The sequence below is a fragment of the Paenibacillus sp. 01T442 genome, from assembly GCF_056398345.1.
In genome coordinates this window covers 13,687-32,176 of record NZ_JBFTPF010000022.1, presented here as the reverse complement: position 1 = coordinate 32,176, position 18,490 = coordinate 13,687, and the positions used below count along the sequence as shown (strand labels likewise).

12 protein-coding genes and 1 pseudogene are annotated in these 18,490 nt (G+C 42.2%); all 13 read right to left on the bottom strand.

Features of this window, described 5'->3' with window-relative positions; genetic code table 11:
• Positions 1–50: 50 nt before the first annotated feature.
• The 13 genes and pseudogenes from sigK (AC1DLM_RS18265) to AC1DLM_RS18205 all read right to left on the bottom strand — a co-directional run bounded on the left by sigK (AC1DLM_RS18265) (position 51) and on the right by AC1DLM_RS18205 (position 18,465).
• Positions 51–632: an RNA polymerase sporulation sigma factor SigK gene (sigK, locus tag AC1DLM_RS18265; protein ID WP_477570779.1), complete on the bottom strand. Its 582-nt coding sequence runs from the start codon at positions 630–632 to the stop codon at positions 51–53.
• A gap of 532 nt (positions 633–1,164) precedes the next feature.
• Positions 1,165–2,970: a beta-glucuronidase gene (gene uidA, locus AC1DLM_RS18260; protein WP_477570760.1), complete on the bottom strand. Its 1,806-nt coding sequence runs from the start codon at positions 2,968–2,970 to the stop codon at positions 1,165–1,167.
• Between the two features lie 27 nt (positions 2,971–2,997).
• On the bottom strand, positions 2,998–5,283 hold the full coding sequence (locus AC1DLM_RS18255) for a glycoside hydrolase family 2 protein (protein ID WP_477570759.1): 2,286 nt from the start codon (positions 5,281–5,283) through the stop codon (positions 2,998–3,000).
• A gap of 83 nt (positions 5,284–5,366) precedes the next feature.
• The gene (locus AC1DLM_RS18250; protein WP_477570758.1) at positions 5,367–6,884 is read right to left on the bottom strand and encodes an ABC transporter substrate-binding protein; all 1,518 of its coding nucleotides are present in this window, start codon (positions 6,882–6,884) and stop codon (positions 5,367–5,369) included.
• A 56-nt stretch (positions 6,885–6,940) separates the two neighbouring features.
• Complete coding sequence (locus AC1DLM_RS18245) at positions 6,941–7,819, bottom strand: carbohydrate ABC transporter permease (RefSeq protein ID WP_477570757.1); 879 nt, start codon at positions 7,817–7,819, stop codon at positions 6,941–6,943.
• 14 nt (positions 7,820–7,833) lie between these two features.
• Entirely contained in the window at positions 7,834–8,703 is an 870-nt protein-coding gene (locus AC1DLM_RS18240; RefSeq protein WP_477570778.1) for an ABC transporter permease, read from the bottom strand.
• 257 nt (positions 8,704–8,960) lie between these two features.
• Entirely contained in the window at positions 8,961–10,505 is a 1,545-nt protein-coding gene (locus AC1DLM_RS18235; protein ID WP_477570756.1) for a response regulator transcription factor, read from the bottom strand.
• Positions 10,506–10,518: 13 nt separating this feature from the next.
• Positions 10,519–12,237: a sensor histidine kinase gene (locus AC1DLM_RS18230; RefSeq protein WP_477570755.1), complete on the bottom strand. Its 1,719-nt coding sequence runs from the start codon at positions 12,235–12,237 to the stop codon at positions 10,519–10,521.
• 946 nt (positions 12,238–13,183) lie between these two features.
• A complete protein-coding gene (locus AC1DLM_RS18225) occupies positions 13,184–13,858 on the bottom strand; it encodes an ABC transporter ATP-binding protein (protein WP_477570754.1) in 675 nt (224 codons plus the stop codon).
• 76 nt (positions 13,859–13,934) lie between these two features.
• Positions 13,935–14,456 (bottom strand): annotated as a pseudogene (gene sigK / locus AC1DLM_RS18220) (RNA polymerase sporulation sigma factor SigK); the annotation flags it as partial.
• Between the two features lie 199 nt (positions 14,457–14,655).
• Positions 14,656–16,245 (bottom strand): glycoside hydrolase family 3 protein, encoded by a 1,590-nt coding sequence (locus AC1DLM_RS18215; protein ID WP_441989138.1) that lies wholly within the window; start codon positions 16,243–16,245, stop codon positions 14,656–14,658.
• 22 nt (positions 16,246–16,267) lie between these two features.
• Entirely contained in the window at positions 16,268–17,191 is a 924-nt protein-coding gene (locus AC1DLM_RS18210; RefSeq protein ID WP_441989286.1) for a dienelactone hydrolase family protein, read from the bottom strand.
• Between the two features lie 26 nt (positions 17,192–17,217).
• Positions 17,218–18,465, bottom strand: coding sequence for a carbon-nitrogen hydrolase family protein (locus AC1DLM_RS18205; RefSeq protein ID WP_477570753.1), 1,248 nt, complete (start codon positions 18,463–18,465; stop codon positions 17,218–17,220).
• Positions 18,466–18,490 lie beyond the last annotated feature (25 nt).

The window sequence follows — 18,490 nt, the reverse complement described above, 5'->3', positions numbered from 1 at the left end:
ATCTGTTACCCGTCTTTGTACTGCTTTGCCTTATCAGGCGTTACCCTGTTCTACCTCTTCGCCTTATAAAACTCATGATACAGCTTCATCAGCGCCCGCTTTTCAATCCGTGATACATAGGAGCGGCTAATCCCCAGCTCCTTCGCGATCTCCCGCTGCGTCCGCTCTTCGCCGCCAAGCTCCAATCCGAACCGACCAACCACTACTTCCTTCTCGCGGTCATCCAATATCTCCAGATTGCGATAAATCTTGCTCTTCTCAATCTTCAGCTGCACCGCATCCACCACATCGTCAGCCTCGCTACCCAGGATGTCAATGAGCGTAATTTCGTTCCCCTCTTTGTCCGTCCCAATKGGATCATGCAAGGACACATCTTTCCGCGTTTTCTTCAATGAGCGAAGATGCATCAGGATCTCATTCTCAATACAACGCGCCGCAAATGTAGCCAGTTTCGTGCCCTTATTCGGCGAGAACGACTCGATAGCTTTGATCAGCCCGATCGTTCCAATGGAGATCAAATCTTCCAAATCTTCTCCTGTATTGTCGAATTTTTTGAGGTTGTGGACACGAAGCAACGTAAAATAGGCGTTCAGCTCCAGAGAGAGAACACCATTGGATCCATTCAGTTTCAGTTGCACGCGAGTTTCAACACTTTCTCACTCAGTACTTTTTTTCCAATTAATAGGTGAAGCCCGCATTTTATTTTACCAAGCAGATCAACATACAAATCCTCTGATGCTTTAAGCAACAAGGAAAGCGCTTATTAAGAAGAAATCCTAGAGTATCCGTAAGGGACTGCGTCTAAATCACAGTTACATTCCTTTGTAGCTGAATCGCTGTGACCCTCGAAGCAATTCTTTCAGTTCAAGAAACGCCTCTTTGYTCCAAATGTAGCTTAAATTTAATCATATCTGCTCATTTAGTTCAATCGCCATCTCGAGTTGACTGATTTGTTTACTTCCATACGAATAAGAATTATCTCCATACAATAAATTAAATAGGCGTTCACTCTAGGAGTGGCGCCTTTTTAATTTCAAAGCTTAATTTGTCGCTTTAAAACTTATTTGTCTCTCAACAACCCCTCMCTCATCCAATGCTAAGGCAAGCTTATGCCTCCAATTTGAAAATGCTCTAACATTTCAAGACTTCCAAATTGTCATTGTTTTATTTATTTTCTTCAGTCTTATAGTAGTAATCCTTGATATTTCGATAACGTTCCCGCAGGAAGTGCGCGGCTTTCTTGGGCCGTCGGTCTCTGGTGAATACGCCCTTCTTGTTTCCATCCACCCTTACAATGCCTTGCTTTGTAGCAAAATCCGCAAAATTCCAGACATGCTCACCAACCACGAAGTCGAGTTTGTCCATAACTTGATGATATGTTTGTAGAAAGTCACATTGATACTCTTCCGACCACATGAGAGGCACCGTTGAAGTCAGCCCTTGGATGGTATCCGCACCAAACTCCGTTAGAAAGACAGGTTTAGCAGTAAGATTCCACCATGCTAACAGTTCCTGATGTAGTACTCTGCCAGCCATCTCCAAGTCATTGCCAAACGCATACCAGCCTACGTATCGGTTTAAGCACAGCACATCACTTAACGAATGAATTTTGCAGGTAGTTGGTGAGGCGGCAAAATAATTCACAATAGTAATGGGTCTTGTAGGATCAAGCTTCCTGGTCAAATCCGCAAGTGGTTTAAAATATTCATATGCTCCTTCTTCCTCACCGGCAGGTTCGTTAGCAATAGCCCACATTACAACACATGCGTGATTCTTATCTCTCTTTATTAACTCTTTAATAGCAAGTTGATGGCTCTCTTGGCATTGAATGGTTTGCCAGGTATTACGTTTATTAGATGAAGCGTAAGCTCCTAATGAGAGATGAAGCCCTACCGCAGCAACCTCGTCAACAACAACTATTCCTTCACGATCAGCCAATCGCATGATTTCTTCTGAATACGGATAGTGGGAAGTACGGAATGAATTAGCCCCAATCCACTTCATTAAGCTAAAATCCTTGATATTCAACGCTTCATCCAAACCTTTGCCATGGACTTCCGCATCCTCGTGCTTACCAAATCCTTTAAAGTAAAAGGGCTTGCCATTAATCAGAAACTCTTTTCCTTCCACTTTAACCGTACGAATACCAAAGAGTTCGTGATATGTGTCCACAACACTGCCATCGTTGCTAATAACTTCTACTCTTAGCGTATACAAATAGGCAGCTCCAGGCTCCCAAAGCGTCGGATTCTCGATTTTCATATCTCCATGCAAACCTGATGATTCAGCAACAACATTCTCCTGTTCATCCAGAATCGTTACCTTAACATTGGTGGACCCTTCGGTTTCCACTTCATAATAAACTACGCCTGTTTGGCCGCGAAGGTCTGTGCGAATAGTAATGTCATTGACATACTGTTGTGCCGTTGTATATATCCGAACAGGTCTGTGAATACCGCTGTAATTGAAGAAATCATGGAAATAGTCCTGCTTTCTAATCTCATTCCCCGCAGCATCACGTCTGACATTCACCTCACCGATGGGGACTGTAGTGTAGTCGAGCACATTATTTACGAGAACTGTAACMCGATTTTTTCGATCGAAAAATACGAAAGGTGCAATGTCTGCTTCAAATGGCGTGTAACCTCCGTGATGCTCCATTACCTCTTGTCCATTAATCCACACTTTGCCGTAATGTGTAACGCTGCCGAATCGGAGAATGATCCTCTTCCCTCTCCAAGCTTCGGGTACATAAAACTCTCTTTCATACCATACGTCACCTACATGGTCCCTAACTCGAGCGTCTTCCGCCAAATCGTTATAGCTGGCCGGCACAGGCATAGGGATTGTCCCCTGCAGCTTTTGTTCATATATTCGATTAGCTACCCCTGTTCCATCATCCAACTTGAAGCTCCAGATTCCATTTAACTCTATTAATTCTCTTTTCGTGTTGCTTTGAGGATATAACATTTCGAAAAATCACCCTTATCCTGAAGCTTATTTTTTAATCACATTTAGTTCTTTGTTAATCACAGTAAGCAGTTCTTTAGGAATATTGAAGAATGAGAGCTTCGTCATTTTCTCAATGGACATGACTCCTTTGGTCAATTCAAACCTAGGATTGTGAGTTGTATGCTCAAAATATTTAAGAAACACTTCTTTAGCTTTCTCATTCGTATATAGATCTTCTATCGTGTCAAAAGTCGAATAACAGCCCTCTTTCAGTTCAATCTCTTTAACGTCGGTTAAATCGAACTTTTCGAACCAGTTCACAACAAGCCTAGCCTCTTCCTTCTTTATATAAACATAGCTGTTATCTAATTCCATCGTATAATGAAGCACAATCTCATCGGTATAGATGGTACCATGTTCATCCACGCCCACAACCTTCAGATGATTCTCCCCTGCGGTTAGCGAAAGATCCTGCACCAACTTTACTGGTTTTTCACTATTTATTTCTTTGAGCAGGAGTTGATCTTTATAAACTTTGATACTAGAAATATTGGAAAGAATAACAATATCATTCAACTCCCTATGCCTATTAGCAAATCGACGCCCGGCAATGTGAACAAAAGGAGTCTTAGACCAAAAGGCTTTACATAGATAATAGGCATCTTTCTTTATTTTCCGGTCAATCGTTACGAGCCCTTTCAAGTTCTTACCAGACTCGCCGCCTTCGTTTCTATTCGCACTGCCGAAGTCGAACATATTCCATACATAGCCGCCCAAGACATATGGCCTATCGTTGATTGTCTGTAACGCATTTTGATGGAAGAGCAGCTGATACTCCTCGGTATAATCTTTCACTTGAGGGGAGTAAGAATGAAATTTAGTGTTCGTATCTACGCCGTACTCGGCTACAAGGACAGGTACACTGGGCTGTACACGATGGAATTGGTCCAGTCTTTCTCCCAAGTTTTTCATTTCCCCATAGTACCACCCATAATACAAATTATAGCCGACAAGATCGGTAAAGGTGTTAAGTTGGCTATCGTCTTCAACCGAATATATATTAGCCTGTGCCGTTAGCCGATCAGGATTCAAGTGTTTGGCCAGATCCTTTAGGCGGTTTACACTTTCATATGTTTTCTCATTTTCAACAGCTATTGTGATTTCATTCTGCACTCCCCAACAATAGATGGAGCAATGATTATAAGCTTGCATAATCAATCTTTCAAGCTGGTCTAATGCATTCTGATTTTCAGGGTCTAGGGTAGAGGGAATACTAATAAAAGGGATTTCTGCCCAAACTAGCATCCCGTATTGATCACACAGGTTATAAAAGTAATCGTCATGCTGATAATGAGAGAGACGAATGCTATTCGCACCAATATCTCGAATTAAAGCCATATCTTCATCCATGTGAGCCTTAGTAATGGCATTACCTACACCAGCATAGTCTTGATGACGACTAACCCCATTAAGCTTTATAGGTTTACCGTTCAGTAGAAAGCCTCTTTCTGCTGTTACTTCTACCGTTCTAAATCCATACTTCATTGATCGCAGGTCATAAGTCTTTCCTTCTATATTTATGGAAACATTGACGGTGTATAAATATGGATTTTCAATACCTTCCCATAGAATAGGATTATGGATCTTACTTTTCATATTAAAGGCAGTTTCAGAGATTAGTGATAATTCCAGGCTTTCTTCCAGAACTGTCTTGTTCTCTTGATCGCTAACTTGGACGATAAGAGTCCCCATTGTGGGAATAATAGATTGATTAATTACTTTTCCGAAAACTTCTAATTCAAAGGTGTTACTCCCAATTTTTTTTTGATTTAAATACACACCGTCTCGTCCTTGATCCAGTAGGTCAAAATGTATATCCTCCATGACCAGGAGCTTTACATCCCTATATAAACCTCCGTAAAACGTAAAGTCAGCCATTAGGGGGAATACATCCTTGTGCAAGCTATTATCCACCATGATAGCTATAAGGTTTTCTCCTAGAATAAGGTAAGGATTCAGATGGACTCTGAACATGGAATATCCGCACCGGCTCTCGCCGACACTTTGCCCGTTAATATAAACCGAACCAAGCATCCCTGCTGCTCCGATTTCCAGGAATAATTGTTTTGCTTTATCCTCGCTAGAGAGAATCAGTCTTTTTTGATACCAGCACTGTCCTCGATAGTACTGACTTCCTTCTTGCCCATCCATGTGATTCCAGCAGTGTGGGAGAGTGACTTCCTCCCCTCCTTGAATATCATCCAATGAATAGGTAACACTATTGTTTTTAGTAAAAATCCATCCATCATTCATCTCAATGGTTTGTATCATCCTGCTAACCTCACTTATGATTCAATATTGGAAAATAATTGCGGTAGACCCGCTCGCATAATGCAAGGGATCTACCGCAAATTTTATTTATTGCTCTTAGCCCACTCATCCAACTGCTTCTGCTTTTCAGCAATGATTTTATCCAGCCCCGCGGCCTTTAACTGTTTATTAAATTCAGGCAGCTTCGTTTCAGGGTCCACCATACCCGTTTCTAAAGCAATTTTAAATTGATTTTGTACATTCGTAACCGCAGCAATTTCTGTTTTCACAGGCTCTGCATCAAAGCTAAAGCCGAGAGCTTTCGATACTACCGCACTTTTATTGAACTTGGACATTTTATCCCAAAGCTGCGGCTCGTCGCCGTTCCAGATATAGGATAAGAACTGGTTACCGAACATATAGCCTTGTTGTAGATTGTAACCAGAGTTTGATGCATCGACCCCTGCAGGGAAATCGATAACATCTCCTTTTTTCACGTAATGCTTTCCTTCTACTCCCCAACTGAACAGATTTTGAAGGTCTTTGTTCGTGTACAATAAGTCCAACAACATCATTGCGCGTTCCGGGTTTTCCGAGCTCTGCGTAATGCTCCAAGCGCTGCCTGTAATTTTATCTGTTGTCGTGATCGGCTGAGATAGACGAACGGAAACCATTTCCTTGCCCGTGCTTCGAGATTCCTGYTGCTCAATGCCAGGCTTCATTTGGGATAACCATGAGAAGCCTCTTCCTGCCTTGACGAGATTATATTTCGTTTCCGTATCCGTAGCGGCATCCTTTGCAATATAACCCGCTAGGTACCACCTTCTAACAAGTTTGAGCAAATTCTCGTATTCCTTGGTTTCAAACCAGTTCACGACCTTTAACCCATTGTCATGCTTAGGGAGAACACCGAAGCCGTTTCCAAGTGAGTCCATAAGAGCCGCCACGTAAGAATCAATAATGGAAGAGGCATATTTTACGGCTGGCGTTACACCGGGCTCATTATCTTTGATTAATTTAAACACCGCATCCAAATCATCAAGTGTTTTGATGCTATTTACATCAATCTTATATTTTTCAACTAGGTCCTTGCGCATCGTGATTCCGTAATCGGACGCCAGATCTTTAATATTTGGCAAGCCATATATTTTCCCGTTTACTTTCGTTGCATTTATAATGGCAGGATTTTGTTCATCCAGAGCCTTCTTAGCATTTTGACCGCGTTTAGCAATAAGCTCATCCAGTGGCAGGAAATGTCCCTGAGCTACAGTTTGCGTATATGACCCGCGTACACTGCTATACATGAGATCAATTTTCTCCTTACCCGCCAGCATAACAGTTGTTTGCTGTGACCAAGTTCCAAAGCTGATCGGCACAAGTTTTACGGTAGCATTAATTTTTTCTCTCGTGATTTTATTGATTTCCTCCGTAACCAACTGCAATTCTTTCGGTTGGTTATTGATGGGAAACACCATGACAATTTCATACGGCTTTGACTGAGCCCCGCTCTCCTGTACTTTCTGGGGCGTTTCACTGCGATTTGAGCTGCAGCCCGCCAGTAAGACACTCGTTCCAAGCCCTAATAAACCAAGTTTTATACTCAATTTCTTCAGTGCTACCATACAAAACTCCCCTTTTTGTAATTTTATACTAAACTGGCATAGGCCAGTTATAGCTATTATCCTTTTACAGCGCCTACAGTAATCCCTTTAATAAAGAATTTTTGAAAGAATGGATACGCAGCAATGATCGGAAGGACCCCTATAACAGCAATAGCCATTCGCATCGATTCCAAAGGTAAATGAGCCGCCGCTTCCATCGTTTGTCCATCACTGTTCTGCATAAATTGGATATCCAGCAAAATGCGATTCAATAAATTTTGGAGGCTGTAATATTTGCTATCGGTAATATAGATTAGCCCATTGAACCAGTCGTTCCAATATCGAATGGTTTGGAATAGACCAACGGTGGCAATTACTGGTGTTGATAATGGGACGACGATACTTATAAAAATTCTTGACTCCTTCGCTCCATCAATATAAGCCGACTCAATAATCGATGGCGGTATGGAGGTTGAGAAGAAGGTACGCATGAGAATCACATAGAACGCATTCACCAGTAATCCAGGAATAATTAGGGCCCAAATCGTATTCTTCAAATCAAGTAAATTGGTATAGACCAAATACGTAGGGACAAGTCCACCATGAAACAACATGGTAAAGAAAACGTAGAAAGCCAGAAACTTGCGAAATGGCATCTCTTTCCTGGATAACGGATAAGCAAGCAAAGAAATAAATGTTAGTCCTATTAGTGTCCCTACAACGGTTACTAGTATCGTGATCCCATACGCTCGCATGATTGTCGCAGCGTCATTCCAGAGATACTCGTATGCTGCAAAACTAATTGTCTCAGGAATTAGCGAGTATCCGCTACGAATCAGCTCCATATCGTCCGTAAAGGATGCCGAAACCAAAAGAAGAAAAGGAAATACACTGCAGATGGCAAAGAGCAACATAATAATATTCAAAAATAACTGATATCCTTTATTTGTTAGCATGGGGGTCACCTTCCTTAAAACAGTGCATTCTCGCTGTTTACTTTTTTAACAATAAAATTGGATATCATAACGAGGATGAATCCGACAAGAGACTGGTACAGCCCAGCAGCAGACGCCATTCCGAAATCACCTAAATTCATAAGTGCTCGGTATACATAGGTATCAATGGTATTGGTAACCGGCATCAAGGCCCCTGTATTCAAGGGCACTTGATAGAATAGCCCAAAGTCAGAATAGAAAATACGTCCGATGGCTAATAGTGACATTATCGTAATGACAGGAGTAATCAGCGGTAGGGTAACACTCCACATCTGCTGCCACCGGTTGGCCCCATCTATCGTTGCGGCCTCATAGTATTCTTGATCAATCCCAATAATTGCTGCTAAATAAATCACACATAAATATCCTGCGTCCTTCCATGTGTGCACAATCGTTAATATATAAGGCCAATATTTCGTTTCTGCATACCATTCGATTGAATTCATCCCCAACATAGGAAGAATCGATGTATTGATAAATCCACTTTCAACATCCAAAAATGATAATACCAGGTAGCCCACAATAACCGTGGAAATTAAATAAGGTAGTAAGATAAAGCTTTGAAACATCCGTGACAAAAATCGATTCTTTATTTCATTCAACATGATTGCTAAACCGATGGCAAACACTGTGGTTAGAATTATAAATACAATGTTATACAGAATTGTATTTCTGGTGATGATATAGGCATCTGATGTCTTAAACAAATATTCAAAGTTTTTGAACCCTACCCAGTCGCTTCCCCAGATTCCTTTCGCAAAATTGATGTTTTTGAATGCAATGACTACCCCAAACATAGGCAAATAATTATTAATCAACAGATACAAAACTCCTGGAAGCGTCATTAAGAGTAATGCCCGGTACTTAACCACCTTTTTTAATAAAGCTCTCGTGGCTGTAACTTGTTGGGGCTGTACTTCTGATCGTGATGCTTCATATGCCCTTGTGTTCAATGTCATCTCCMCCTTATTCAAATTCTTCAGTTCTTATGAACCTTATATTAAGCGAAACGATTTCAAGCAACTACCATAATTCCGCACTCCCATTTTTGAATTTCCGTCCTAATAAAATAAACATCCCGAATCGGGATGTTTATCTAAAATTAACGAACCGTTTTTCTATAGTCCTGAGGTGTCATCGTCATCTCTTTCTTAAAAGTGGTTGAGAAATAAGCAAAGTTGGAATACCCAACAGCCTGGGCAATGCTGCTCACGGGTAAATCGGAATGTGCGAGAAGCTCTTTAGCAATATGAATCCTTTCTTGTACAATGTAATCCGAGATGGATATCCCTGTTTCCTTCTTAAACAATTTCACAAGATAATCCGGACTTAGTCCGATATAGTCAGCAATGTATTGACGTGATAACGGCTGATCAATATGGGAAGTAATATACTGTTTAATTCGATCCACAAAAGATTCATTTCCCCCTTCATCTTCCATTTGAAGAAAAGTGATATCTAGAACCTCCATCACCCAGTTTTGAAGATCATTGATGGACTTCGTAACAGTAAGTGCTCGATCAGGAGATAAGTGATCTGTGAAAATTTGATCCGCTTTAAGACCGTTTTGCTGCAGAGAATACAATAGCATTTGCAAAAAACTCTGGTAAAATAGCTTCAGACCTTTCGCATCCAGTCCTTCTATTTGCTTCCATGAGTTAAGTGAATTTACGATTTCCGCTTGCAGCTTCTTTTTATCCCCCTGCTTCATCATTTCAGCCCATATGTTCATTTGAGGCCAAGATACCTCTTCTGTCTTAACGCTTTTTTCTCGGAAAGCGATTACCTGTTTACTTTGAGAAACATTGTTAAGGTGCAGATACATTAGTTTATCATACATGACAAGTACGTTTTGAATTTGAGTCACTTCGCCCATATAACAGGAAAGCTGGCAATAAAAATGTTGATGACTAGCTTCAATAAAAGACCTACACAAATCTGTCAGCATTTCTTCGGTTGGAAAGGAATCTTTCCTCAATTCAAGGATAATTAAGATAAGACCGGTTTTAATCTGAATAATTTGACMTTTATTCCCTTGTTGTAGGATTAGCTCTTCCGCTGTCTTTCGAAGAGCATACTCCATAATATTTTCCTCACGCACGGAAAGCCTTTTCTCCCAAAGTTGAACGCCTATCAGTATGGGCAGAAAGCTTGCCATTTCTGAATAAKGGATACTTTTTTCAGAGAGCACTCTCTTTATTACTTCCGGGTGTGAAGGTATGTTTTGTTGAAGTAAGTCCAGCCAAAAACGTTCGATTACTAACGGCCTTTCCGTCTTTATTTTTAATATAGCCTTCTGTACGGCTTCCTTTAATTCTTGTTGCGGTACTGGCTTCAGTAAATAGTCTAGGCTTCCCAATCGCAGCGCTTGCTTGGAATATTCAAAATCAGCATGACAAGTTAAAAAAATGGATTCTGTTTTCAAATATTTTTCTCTTACCCACGTCAAGAGATCCAGACCATTACCTTGTGGCATTTCAATATCACAAATCATCACATCAATTGAATGATTTTCGAATAACTCTTTAGCCTGGCGGATATTATATGCAACAAATACTTTTGTTATTCCAAGCTGTTCCCAATCAACGGTAGCTTTCACCTTGTTGGCAATGTATACTTCGTCATCTACAATCAATAATGTGTACATAGTAATAATCTCCTTATTCTGACTGAAGTGGAAGAACAATTTTAACAACCGCCCCAGGATTATTGTAGAAGGTGATGTTCGCTTGATCTTGATAAAGCAACCATATTCTTCGCTGCACGTTCCATATTCCGATATGTTCTCCCGAGTCATTGTTCATGAGGGCTATACCTTGCTCCAATTTCTGCAAAACCCCTGGTTCAAATCCTTTGCCGGTATCTTCAATACGAATAATCAATTGGTCTAAACTTTGMTCGATATCAATCCGAATATGAATTGGCTCATCTAAAGACACGGCATGCTTGATCACATTTTCAATAAATGTTTGTACCATTAAAGGAGGGATTTTATAGTTCATTAGAGATTCCGCTATGAAAAAATGAGTAGTCAGGTTTTCAGGAAAACGAAACTCTTGAATACGCAAATAATTTTGAACATGCTTGATTTCATCCTTAAGCAGCACGAAATCCATATGACTACGAAACATGAAACGGAAATATCCAATTAAAGACAAAGATAACTCCTTTAGTAATTGAAAATTTTGATCCTCTGCTAAGTAGTATACAATATTTAAGGAGTTCAAATAAAAATGAGGGTTGACCTGCAATTGCAGATGCTTTAACTCCGCCTTTTGGTTGTTTAAACGCTCTTCATAGACATTGATTTTGAGCTCCTGTATTTGAGCCATCATATCGTTAAAGGTTTCATTCATCATTCGGAATTCTTGAGATATCGGCGTATTAACAATCCGAGCCTCCAAGTTGCCGTCCTTGATCTTGCGCATCGCTACAATAATGCGGTTAATCGGCAGAAGTACGGTCCTTCTCAAGAAATATAAAGCTCCGATTAAAACAARGACCGCCCCAATTGTAATTATCAATATAATACGCTGTGTATAAGGAAGCTGCTCGATAATATTACGATCCGGTATTACGGCAAGCAAACTGAAATCTCCTTTAGTTGATTGCTCACCAATCACTAGATACTTTTGATTCGCGCCAGTTAGTAAATAAGTGCCCCGTTCATAGTTCAGTTGAATTTTCTGTGAGTTGTAAAAATCAATGTCCATTAGCGGTTGATTACCAGCATCAACAATCAGTGATCTTCCCTCTTCCCCTAGGTCCAACAGGTCAAGAGGCACCATGATTTCTTTGGAATTTACCAGTGCCCCAATATACACATTCCCATATTGAAATAGATGAATAAGATAAGGAGTTCCATTAATTGTAATTGTAGTCCAGCGATTCATACTATAATGGGATAGTTTCTGAGAATCTTGAGCTACCTCCTTAAGTGTATTTTTAAATACATGAAGATCTGGACTCTCTGAAACAGTACTTCGGGGAGCAAGTATTAGATCTTGGTTCACAACGGAATAGGCAAAGAAAAAATCCAGCGCGTTATACGAGTTGCTTTTCTCATACAATTCCCGAAATAGTTGATATTTAGAGAGATTATAGGTATCTAGGTCCTGCTCAGCTGGACGATCCAAATAAGATAATCCTGCATTCTGCGCAGCAAATTGAAGGAGATAAGTGTCAATATTATTTAAATCCTTATCGATCAATCCCGTATATAAGTGAAGCAAATTATTGCTAGATTGTGCCACCTGATTGCGAACTACGCTAATTGAATAATAGCTGTTATAAACAAGAAATGTAATAATCGGCAGCATGATAACGAATAAACCGAAGATTAACTTAAACCGAATCGTATTAAAATTTAACGACAGCATGTTAGAAGTCTCCTTTAACATTGTAGTAGATAAGATTCCAATTAATTTGAAATATTTTCTCGGTCCATTATATACTACTAAATTGATATAAGGGTATCTGTAAAATATGTGATGTTGCTACGGCTAGAAAAAAAACGCAAGTTATTCCATAAGTATTTAAATATAGTCATATGTATCGGTCCTACAAAGAATATCTGTCATGTGAAACCAAAATTAGGTAAGTACAATCATCAGGAACTGTTTTTAGTAAGCGGTTAGACCACGTTTTATAAGTTCGGTTCACGGATAGCTCTAATCGAAGCACAATCCTCTGTTCCCTGCTGGAAGTGTCAATCAACATAACTCTTTATTTGATAAATCAGTCTTGTCTAATATCCAGTCCCTTGTCTTAAACATTGATTATTAATTTAATACTCAAAGTGAGGTCTGGATTTGTCCAATGTTCTTCTTAATGATGTTTACCTTTGCAGATGCCTGGATATCAAGGATATTTTGAAGTCGATTATATTGATCTGTAAGCGAGATTTGTTCGAATAAAATAGTGTTTTCGGATATTCGCAAATCAAATACAAATCGAAGCAGAKGGACAGCGGTACCCTTGCTGTCCTAGATCCACCCGATATATTCAACACTAATCAACAAACCCTTAGAAATTAAAAAGTGAATGTTCATAATAGTAAATATTCACTAACGAAATCTATTTACCACTAACGATCTTTATTTCACTTGATCACCAACCACCAACTCAACTTGCCTCCACCCCATTTTTGATATAGTAGATCCCTAATGAATTATGCTCATGAAATTTCACTTTTACAATCATTTGAATTCACTTCAATAAACAAGCGTTCCTCAAGGTCATCAAAGCAGCATTCACCATTATTAAAAGCTCAAAAGCCCTACGATTTTATCGTAGGGCCGATCTTTGTGAGTAATATTGTTCGTTTCAATTAAATAACCTGCCATCCCGAAACCTTACAATCCGCTTTGCCTGCTCCGCAACCTGCCGATCATGCGTAATCACAATAATCGTCCGTCCCTGCTGCTCATTCAAGCGCCTGAAAATATCCATGATCTMCGCGCCTGTCTTTGAATCCAGCGCCCCCGTAGGCTCATCCGCCAAGATGATCGGCGGATCTCCCGCCAACGTGCGCGCAATCGCAACACGTTGCTGCTGTCCACCAGACAGCTCCGATGGAAAGTGCCGCCTGCGATCCAACAAATCAACAGCTTCCAGCGCTTTGAGAACCAGCGGCTCCCGCTGCTTCCTCAATAAGCCGCGATATATCAGCGGCAACTCCACATTTTCATAGGCATTTAATCTCGGCAGTAAGTTAAAGTTCTGGAAAACAAACCCGATCTTCCGATTCCGAATCTCAGCCAATTGTGAATCCTTCAGCGAATGAATCTGCTTCCCATCCAGCACATACAGGCCTTCATCCGAAACGTCCAAACAACCGATGATATTCATCAGCGTGGACTTCCCAGACCCCGAAGGTCCCATAATAGCGACAAATTCGCCTTGTACAATGTCTAGCGAAATGTCATCTAGGGCGCGGATTATCTCCCCGCCAATATAGTAAAATTTACTCACATGCTCAATCTGTATTAAGGCTGTCATTGTCTTCGCCCCCCCATTATTTGAAGCCAAATAAATGAAGAATACGATGTTCCAACCTGATAACAATGCTGTTCTTTTACCTCTTCGCCTTATAAAACTCGTGATACAGCTTCATCAGAGCCCGCTTTTCAATCCGTGAAACGTAGGAACGACTAATTCCCAGCTTTTTCGCGATTTCCCGCTGCGTCCGCTCTTCGCCGCCAAGCTCCAAACCAAATCGACCGACAACAACTTCCTTTTCTCGGTCATCCAAAATCTCTAAATTTTTATAAATCTTCGACTTCTCAATCTTGAGCTGGACAGCATCGACTACGTCATCTGCCTCACTGCCAAGGATGTCAATCAGCGTAATTTCATTCCCCTCTTTATCCGTTCCGATCGGGTCATGCAGAGATACATCTTTACGTGTCTTCTTCAATGAACGCAGATGCATCAAGATCTCATTCTCAATACAACGCGCAGCAAAAGTCGCCAGTTTTGTCCCTTTGTTCGGGGAGAAGGACTCGATAGCTTTGATCAGTCCAATCGTCCCGATGGAGATCAGGTCTTCCAAATCTTCTCCGGTGTTGTCGAATTTTTTGACGATATGAACACGAAGCAAGGTAAATTACTTTACAGTATTTCTAATTCAAACTGACGTGTTGATTAATGACCAACTATGTTGAAGTTACTTACTTTTTCTTCCAAGTGAACATAAAACTAAACCCAATACCTGGTAGGTACTGAGTCTAGTTTTTGTTATGTATGTTAGCCCATTATAGTTAATTCTTTTTATTCCGGTATAGCCTTCTGTTGCTTTATTGGTGAGCGAACAACTCTCGATTGATTGGAATTTTGCCGGTCATCGCTTGCAGCAATAACTCGGCCGAGCATTCAATATCACCATACATATTAATTATAGAATCAATAGAGGCTTCATACTCTCGGTGAACGAACGGATGGAAATGAGATACGAAAATGATCGGCGTTCGTAACTTCGTCCACCCTCCCATCATATTTCTAGCCACTTCATCATGTAGACGAACTACGTTTATCCCATAACTAAGCTTACAGCCAATTGAACAAATAATCAGGTCGGCAGCTTTCTCCGAAGCTGCTTCAAAAAGCGCATCTGGTCCTGGATCCAACCATTGCGTCACATGATCGGAGAACTTACTGATCTCCTGCTTCATACGAGCATGCAGTTCCATCAATTGATCATGATTGTTCATTATGACCACATGGAGTACTCTGGTCTGTGGCTCAATGGGGAAAGGAATTAATTCGGCGCGATCGCGTACGACGGTAATGCAAGCCTGCGCCACCTGCTTGGCGGTTCGCTGGTGTGCTTCCCGATCGAACTGTGTACTTCCCGCCACCACTGCTTCTTGATTGAATAGCCCCATCTGCGTTTTGACGGCTACAATGCGGCTAGCCCGATCGCGTAGCGTTTCGATCGAAAGCTTCCCGCATGCAAGCCGCTGCTCCATCTCTGAGTAAAATCGCTCATTTATACGGGGAAAGAGCAGCATGTCACAACCACTCTCCAGCGCGTCAGCACAAACATCGTAATAATTTCTAAACCCGACGGCACCACCCATTTCAAGCGCATCAGACACGATTAATCCTTCAAAACCCATCCGCTTGCGTAGCACCCCCTGCAGTAAATTAGGAGAAATTGTCGCCGGCGGATACAGACCACGTTCATCTGGCTCGTCTAGGCATGGCAGCGCGATATGTCCCGGCATCACGGCCATTGCACCTCGGTCAATTAATTCCTGAAAGACTCGTCCTGGCCCATGCCACCATTTTTCCTGAGATAATGAAATGACCGGTGTCGTCAAATGATGATCCAAACTAGTAAATCCGTCTCCTGGAAAATGTTTAATTGTTGCCATCATGCCATGTTCTTGTAACCCCTTCATGTATGCGCCGGCTATTTTCACAACATGTTCCGGGGTGACACCTGGACTCCTCATACTGACAACTGGGCTGTCGGGATCAACTGCCAGATCTGCTACAGGTGAAAACGTCCAATTGAACCCAAGCACTTCAGCTTCTTGTGCTGCTATACGTCCGGTCTCATACGCCAACGTCTCCGAATTTGTTTGGCTTAAGCCCATCATATAGGGAAACTTGGTAGCTCCTAAAATCATATTACCCGGTCCGCATTCCAGATCGCTGACGATAAATGGCGGAATTGTACAGGTTTTCTTGAACTCTGCAATTACCCCCTCCAGCCGGCTGCGCTCCATGGGATGAAAAAACATTGCGCCGAACTCCTCTAGACACTCTTCCCCGATTCGTCCTAAAGTCGGACAGCAGACTTGCTTCAACAATTGTTTATGGCTAAGCGATTGCACCTTCGCTTGTATTTCTTCCGTGACAGTGACTCGATATTTCCCCACTTAGTCAGCTCCCCACTCAAATTCATACGTTCATTGATTTGTTTAACCACGCTTGTAAGTAAGCAATAACTTCCTCCCGCATCGCCTTCGTCTCCAGATGGGCAACGTCATACCTGGATAACTTCCATGACTCGGAAGCTCCTAATGCTTCATAGACGCTTCTTAATTCGCGATCTATTTTATCTAAGCCCTTGACCGGGGTTAAGGGATCCAGACTGCCTGCCAAGCTCAAATGGGGTCGCGGGGCAATCAAAGCATTAATTTGAGCCGTTGTAAAATGATTCAATAAATCGGATACATAGTAATATAAGCCATGTCGGTCGAGCCCGCCCTCCTCCAAGAGCGCCTCAAAATCAGTCAGGCAGCAGATGTCAACTGTCACTTGAATACGCGGATCCAACGCTGCGAGCCACCATGCCATCGTACTCCCCATCGACATCCCTAGCGTACCTATCCGTGCAGGATCCACATCAGAACGAGATACGAGATAATCTACAGCGCGCAGGCTGTCAAAAACCATCATTCCCCACATCGTCCGCCCTTGCCAGAGCAGCTCCTTAAAAATGGTCGCTTCGCTGCGCATACTTCGTTCCCCAAATGCCCAAGCGTCAATACATAAAACAGAAATCCCCAATTGTGTGAGACTCTCGCCGTAGGATACTTCGTTCATATAAGGAGCTGGCGAGAGCAACTCCTCTTTGCCAACCTTGTATCGCCCGCCATGCGAGTGGTTATAGAGCATAACCGGAGAACGCGGGCCTGCATGCTTGGCGCGTAAAAAATAGGCAGGAACTGGCTCGCGATCATTCAATTCCAATACGAGTTTCTCTAATATATACGAACTGTTCTCTTGTTCTTGCAACAGATGCGCTTGAATCGGCTTCGTTCGAGACGGCGGCTTGCCCAGCAGTCCCATCAATTCTTCTCTGCGACCAACGACACTCATCATTCACAGCCTCCMCGTAGTGCGATTTAGATTATATCCGCGTAAGTATCAGGTCTTCTTTCTTTTCTGAAAAGGCTACGCGCTTCCCCATTTCCTGGGCCTACCGACAGCCAGTACTTATACAACCGTTGATCCAAGTCAAGATCTGCAGCAAAAACACCCATCTCCTCGTCCTGTACATATCCGATCAGTTCACCGTTAGGAGCAATCACTCGACTGGCGTTAGCTCCGCACCCGCAACCAGCCACGACGACATATAGTCCATTATCCCGTGCCCTGGCTCTTGTCTGCAATAAGCCATTTCCTATCGTTGGGATAAAAATGACTTCCGCACCTTGCAGCGCCAAGACCCGCGCTGACTCGGGAAACTCCTGGTCATGGCAAATTAAAATCCCCATTCGACCAAAATCAGTGTCTATGACGACATGCTCATCGCCAGGCATGACACCCATTTCCGCCTCGTACAATGGCAGATGAATTTTTCGATACTTCCCTGCAATCTTGCCTTCACGGTCCAGCAGTACTGCCGTATTGTAAATATGTGCTTCGTCACGTTCATACATTGTAAAGAGAATGTAGCTGCTAAGTGCCCTCGCTTGCTCCGATAGGATCTCAGTAAGCGGACCCGGTACGTGTTGACATCTTTGAACCAAAGGAAGCTGCACGAAACCTTCATAGAAGGTCTCTGTCAGCATAATGATATCCGGATGATGCCCCCCCGCTTTATTCAGTAAGCCCAGCATTAATTTCAGATTTGTATCCATGTCTTCAGTCGGTCTGGCATACGTAGTGACGACGCGCACAGTTTTTTTGAGCGGGTTTTTGCACGCTTTAACTTGTACGTTCCGCCACACGACGCTTCCGTCAGCGCTCCAACGAAACGTAAGCTCCAGACGCAATTGCGCGGCATGCAAAGGCGCATCCAATGTCCGTCGCAAAGTTCTCCACGCATCATCGCTTTCTTCAACGAGCTCGAGATAGTCCCGCTGCAGTAAAGTACCTTCATYGTCCATCCATGTTGCAATCATATAGACGCTCACATGCTCATGGAGAACATCACTCACCTGATACTCCGATTGAATGGTATAATTCTGCGTTTCATTAATAGGGATGTTTCGGCTATGCCAACTTCCATAACATCCTTTTTTCCCTGCACCGCTCATCTCCAGTTGTAGTTCTTCATCCAACGCAATTCGCGCATAGGAAGGCGATACTTCTTCTCGGGGTGCCCAGAATTGCCATTCCCCATCTTCCATACTCATGATTGTTCGCATCGGGATAAGCTCCCTCCTAATCTTA

What these genes read in the sequence shown, in the direction of transcription:
- AC1DLM_RS18255 (WP_477570759.1), bottom strand. Translation starts at nt 5,283, where the DNA reads ATGATACAAACCATTGAGATGAATGATGGATGGATTTTTACTAAAAAC.
- AC1DLM_RS18245 (WP_477570757.1), bottom strand. Translation starts at nt 7,819, where the DNA reads ATGCTAACAAATAAAGGATATCAGTTATTTTTGAATATTATTATGTTG.
- AC1DLM_RS18210 (WP_441989286.1), bottom strand. Translation starts at nt 17,191, where the DNA reads ATGAGTGTCGTTGGTCGCAGAGAAGAATTGATGGGACTGCTGGGCAAG.
- AC1DLM_RS18240 (WP_477570778.1), bottom strand. Translation starts at nt 8,703, where the DNA reads ATGACGCTTCCAGGAGTTTTGTATCTGTTGATTAATAATTATTTGCCT.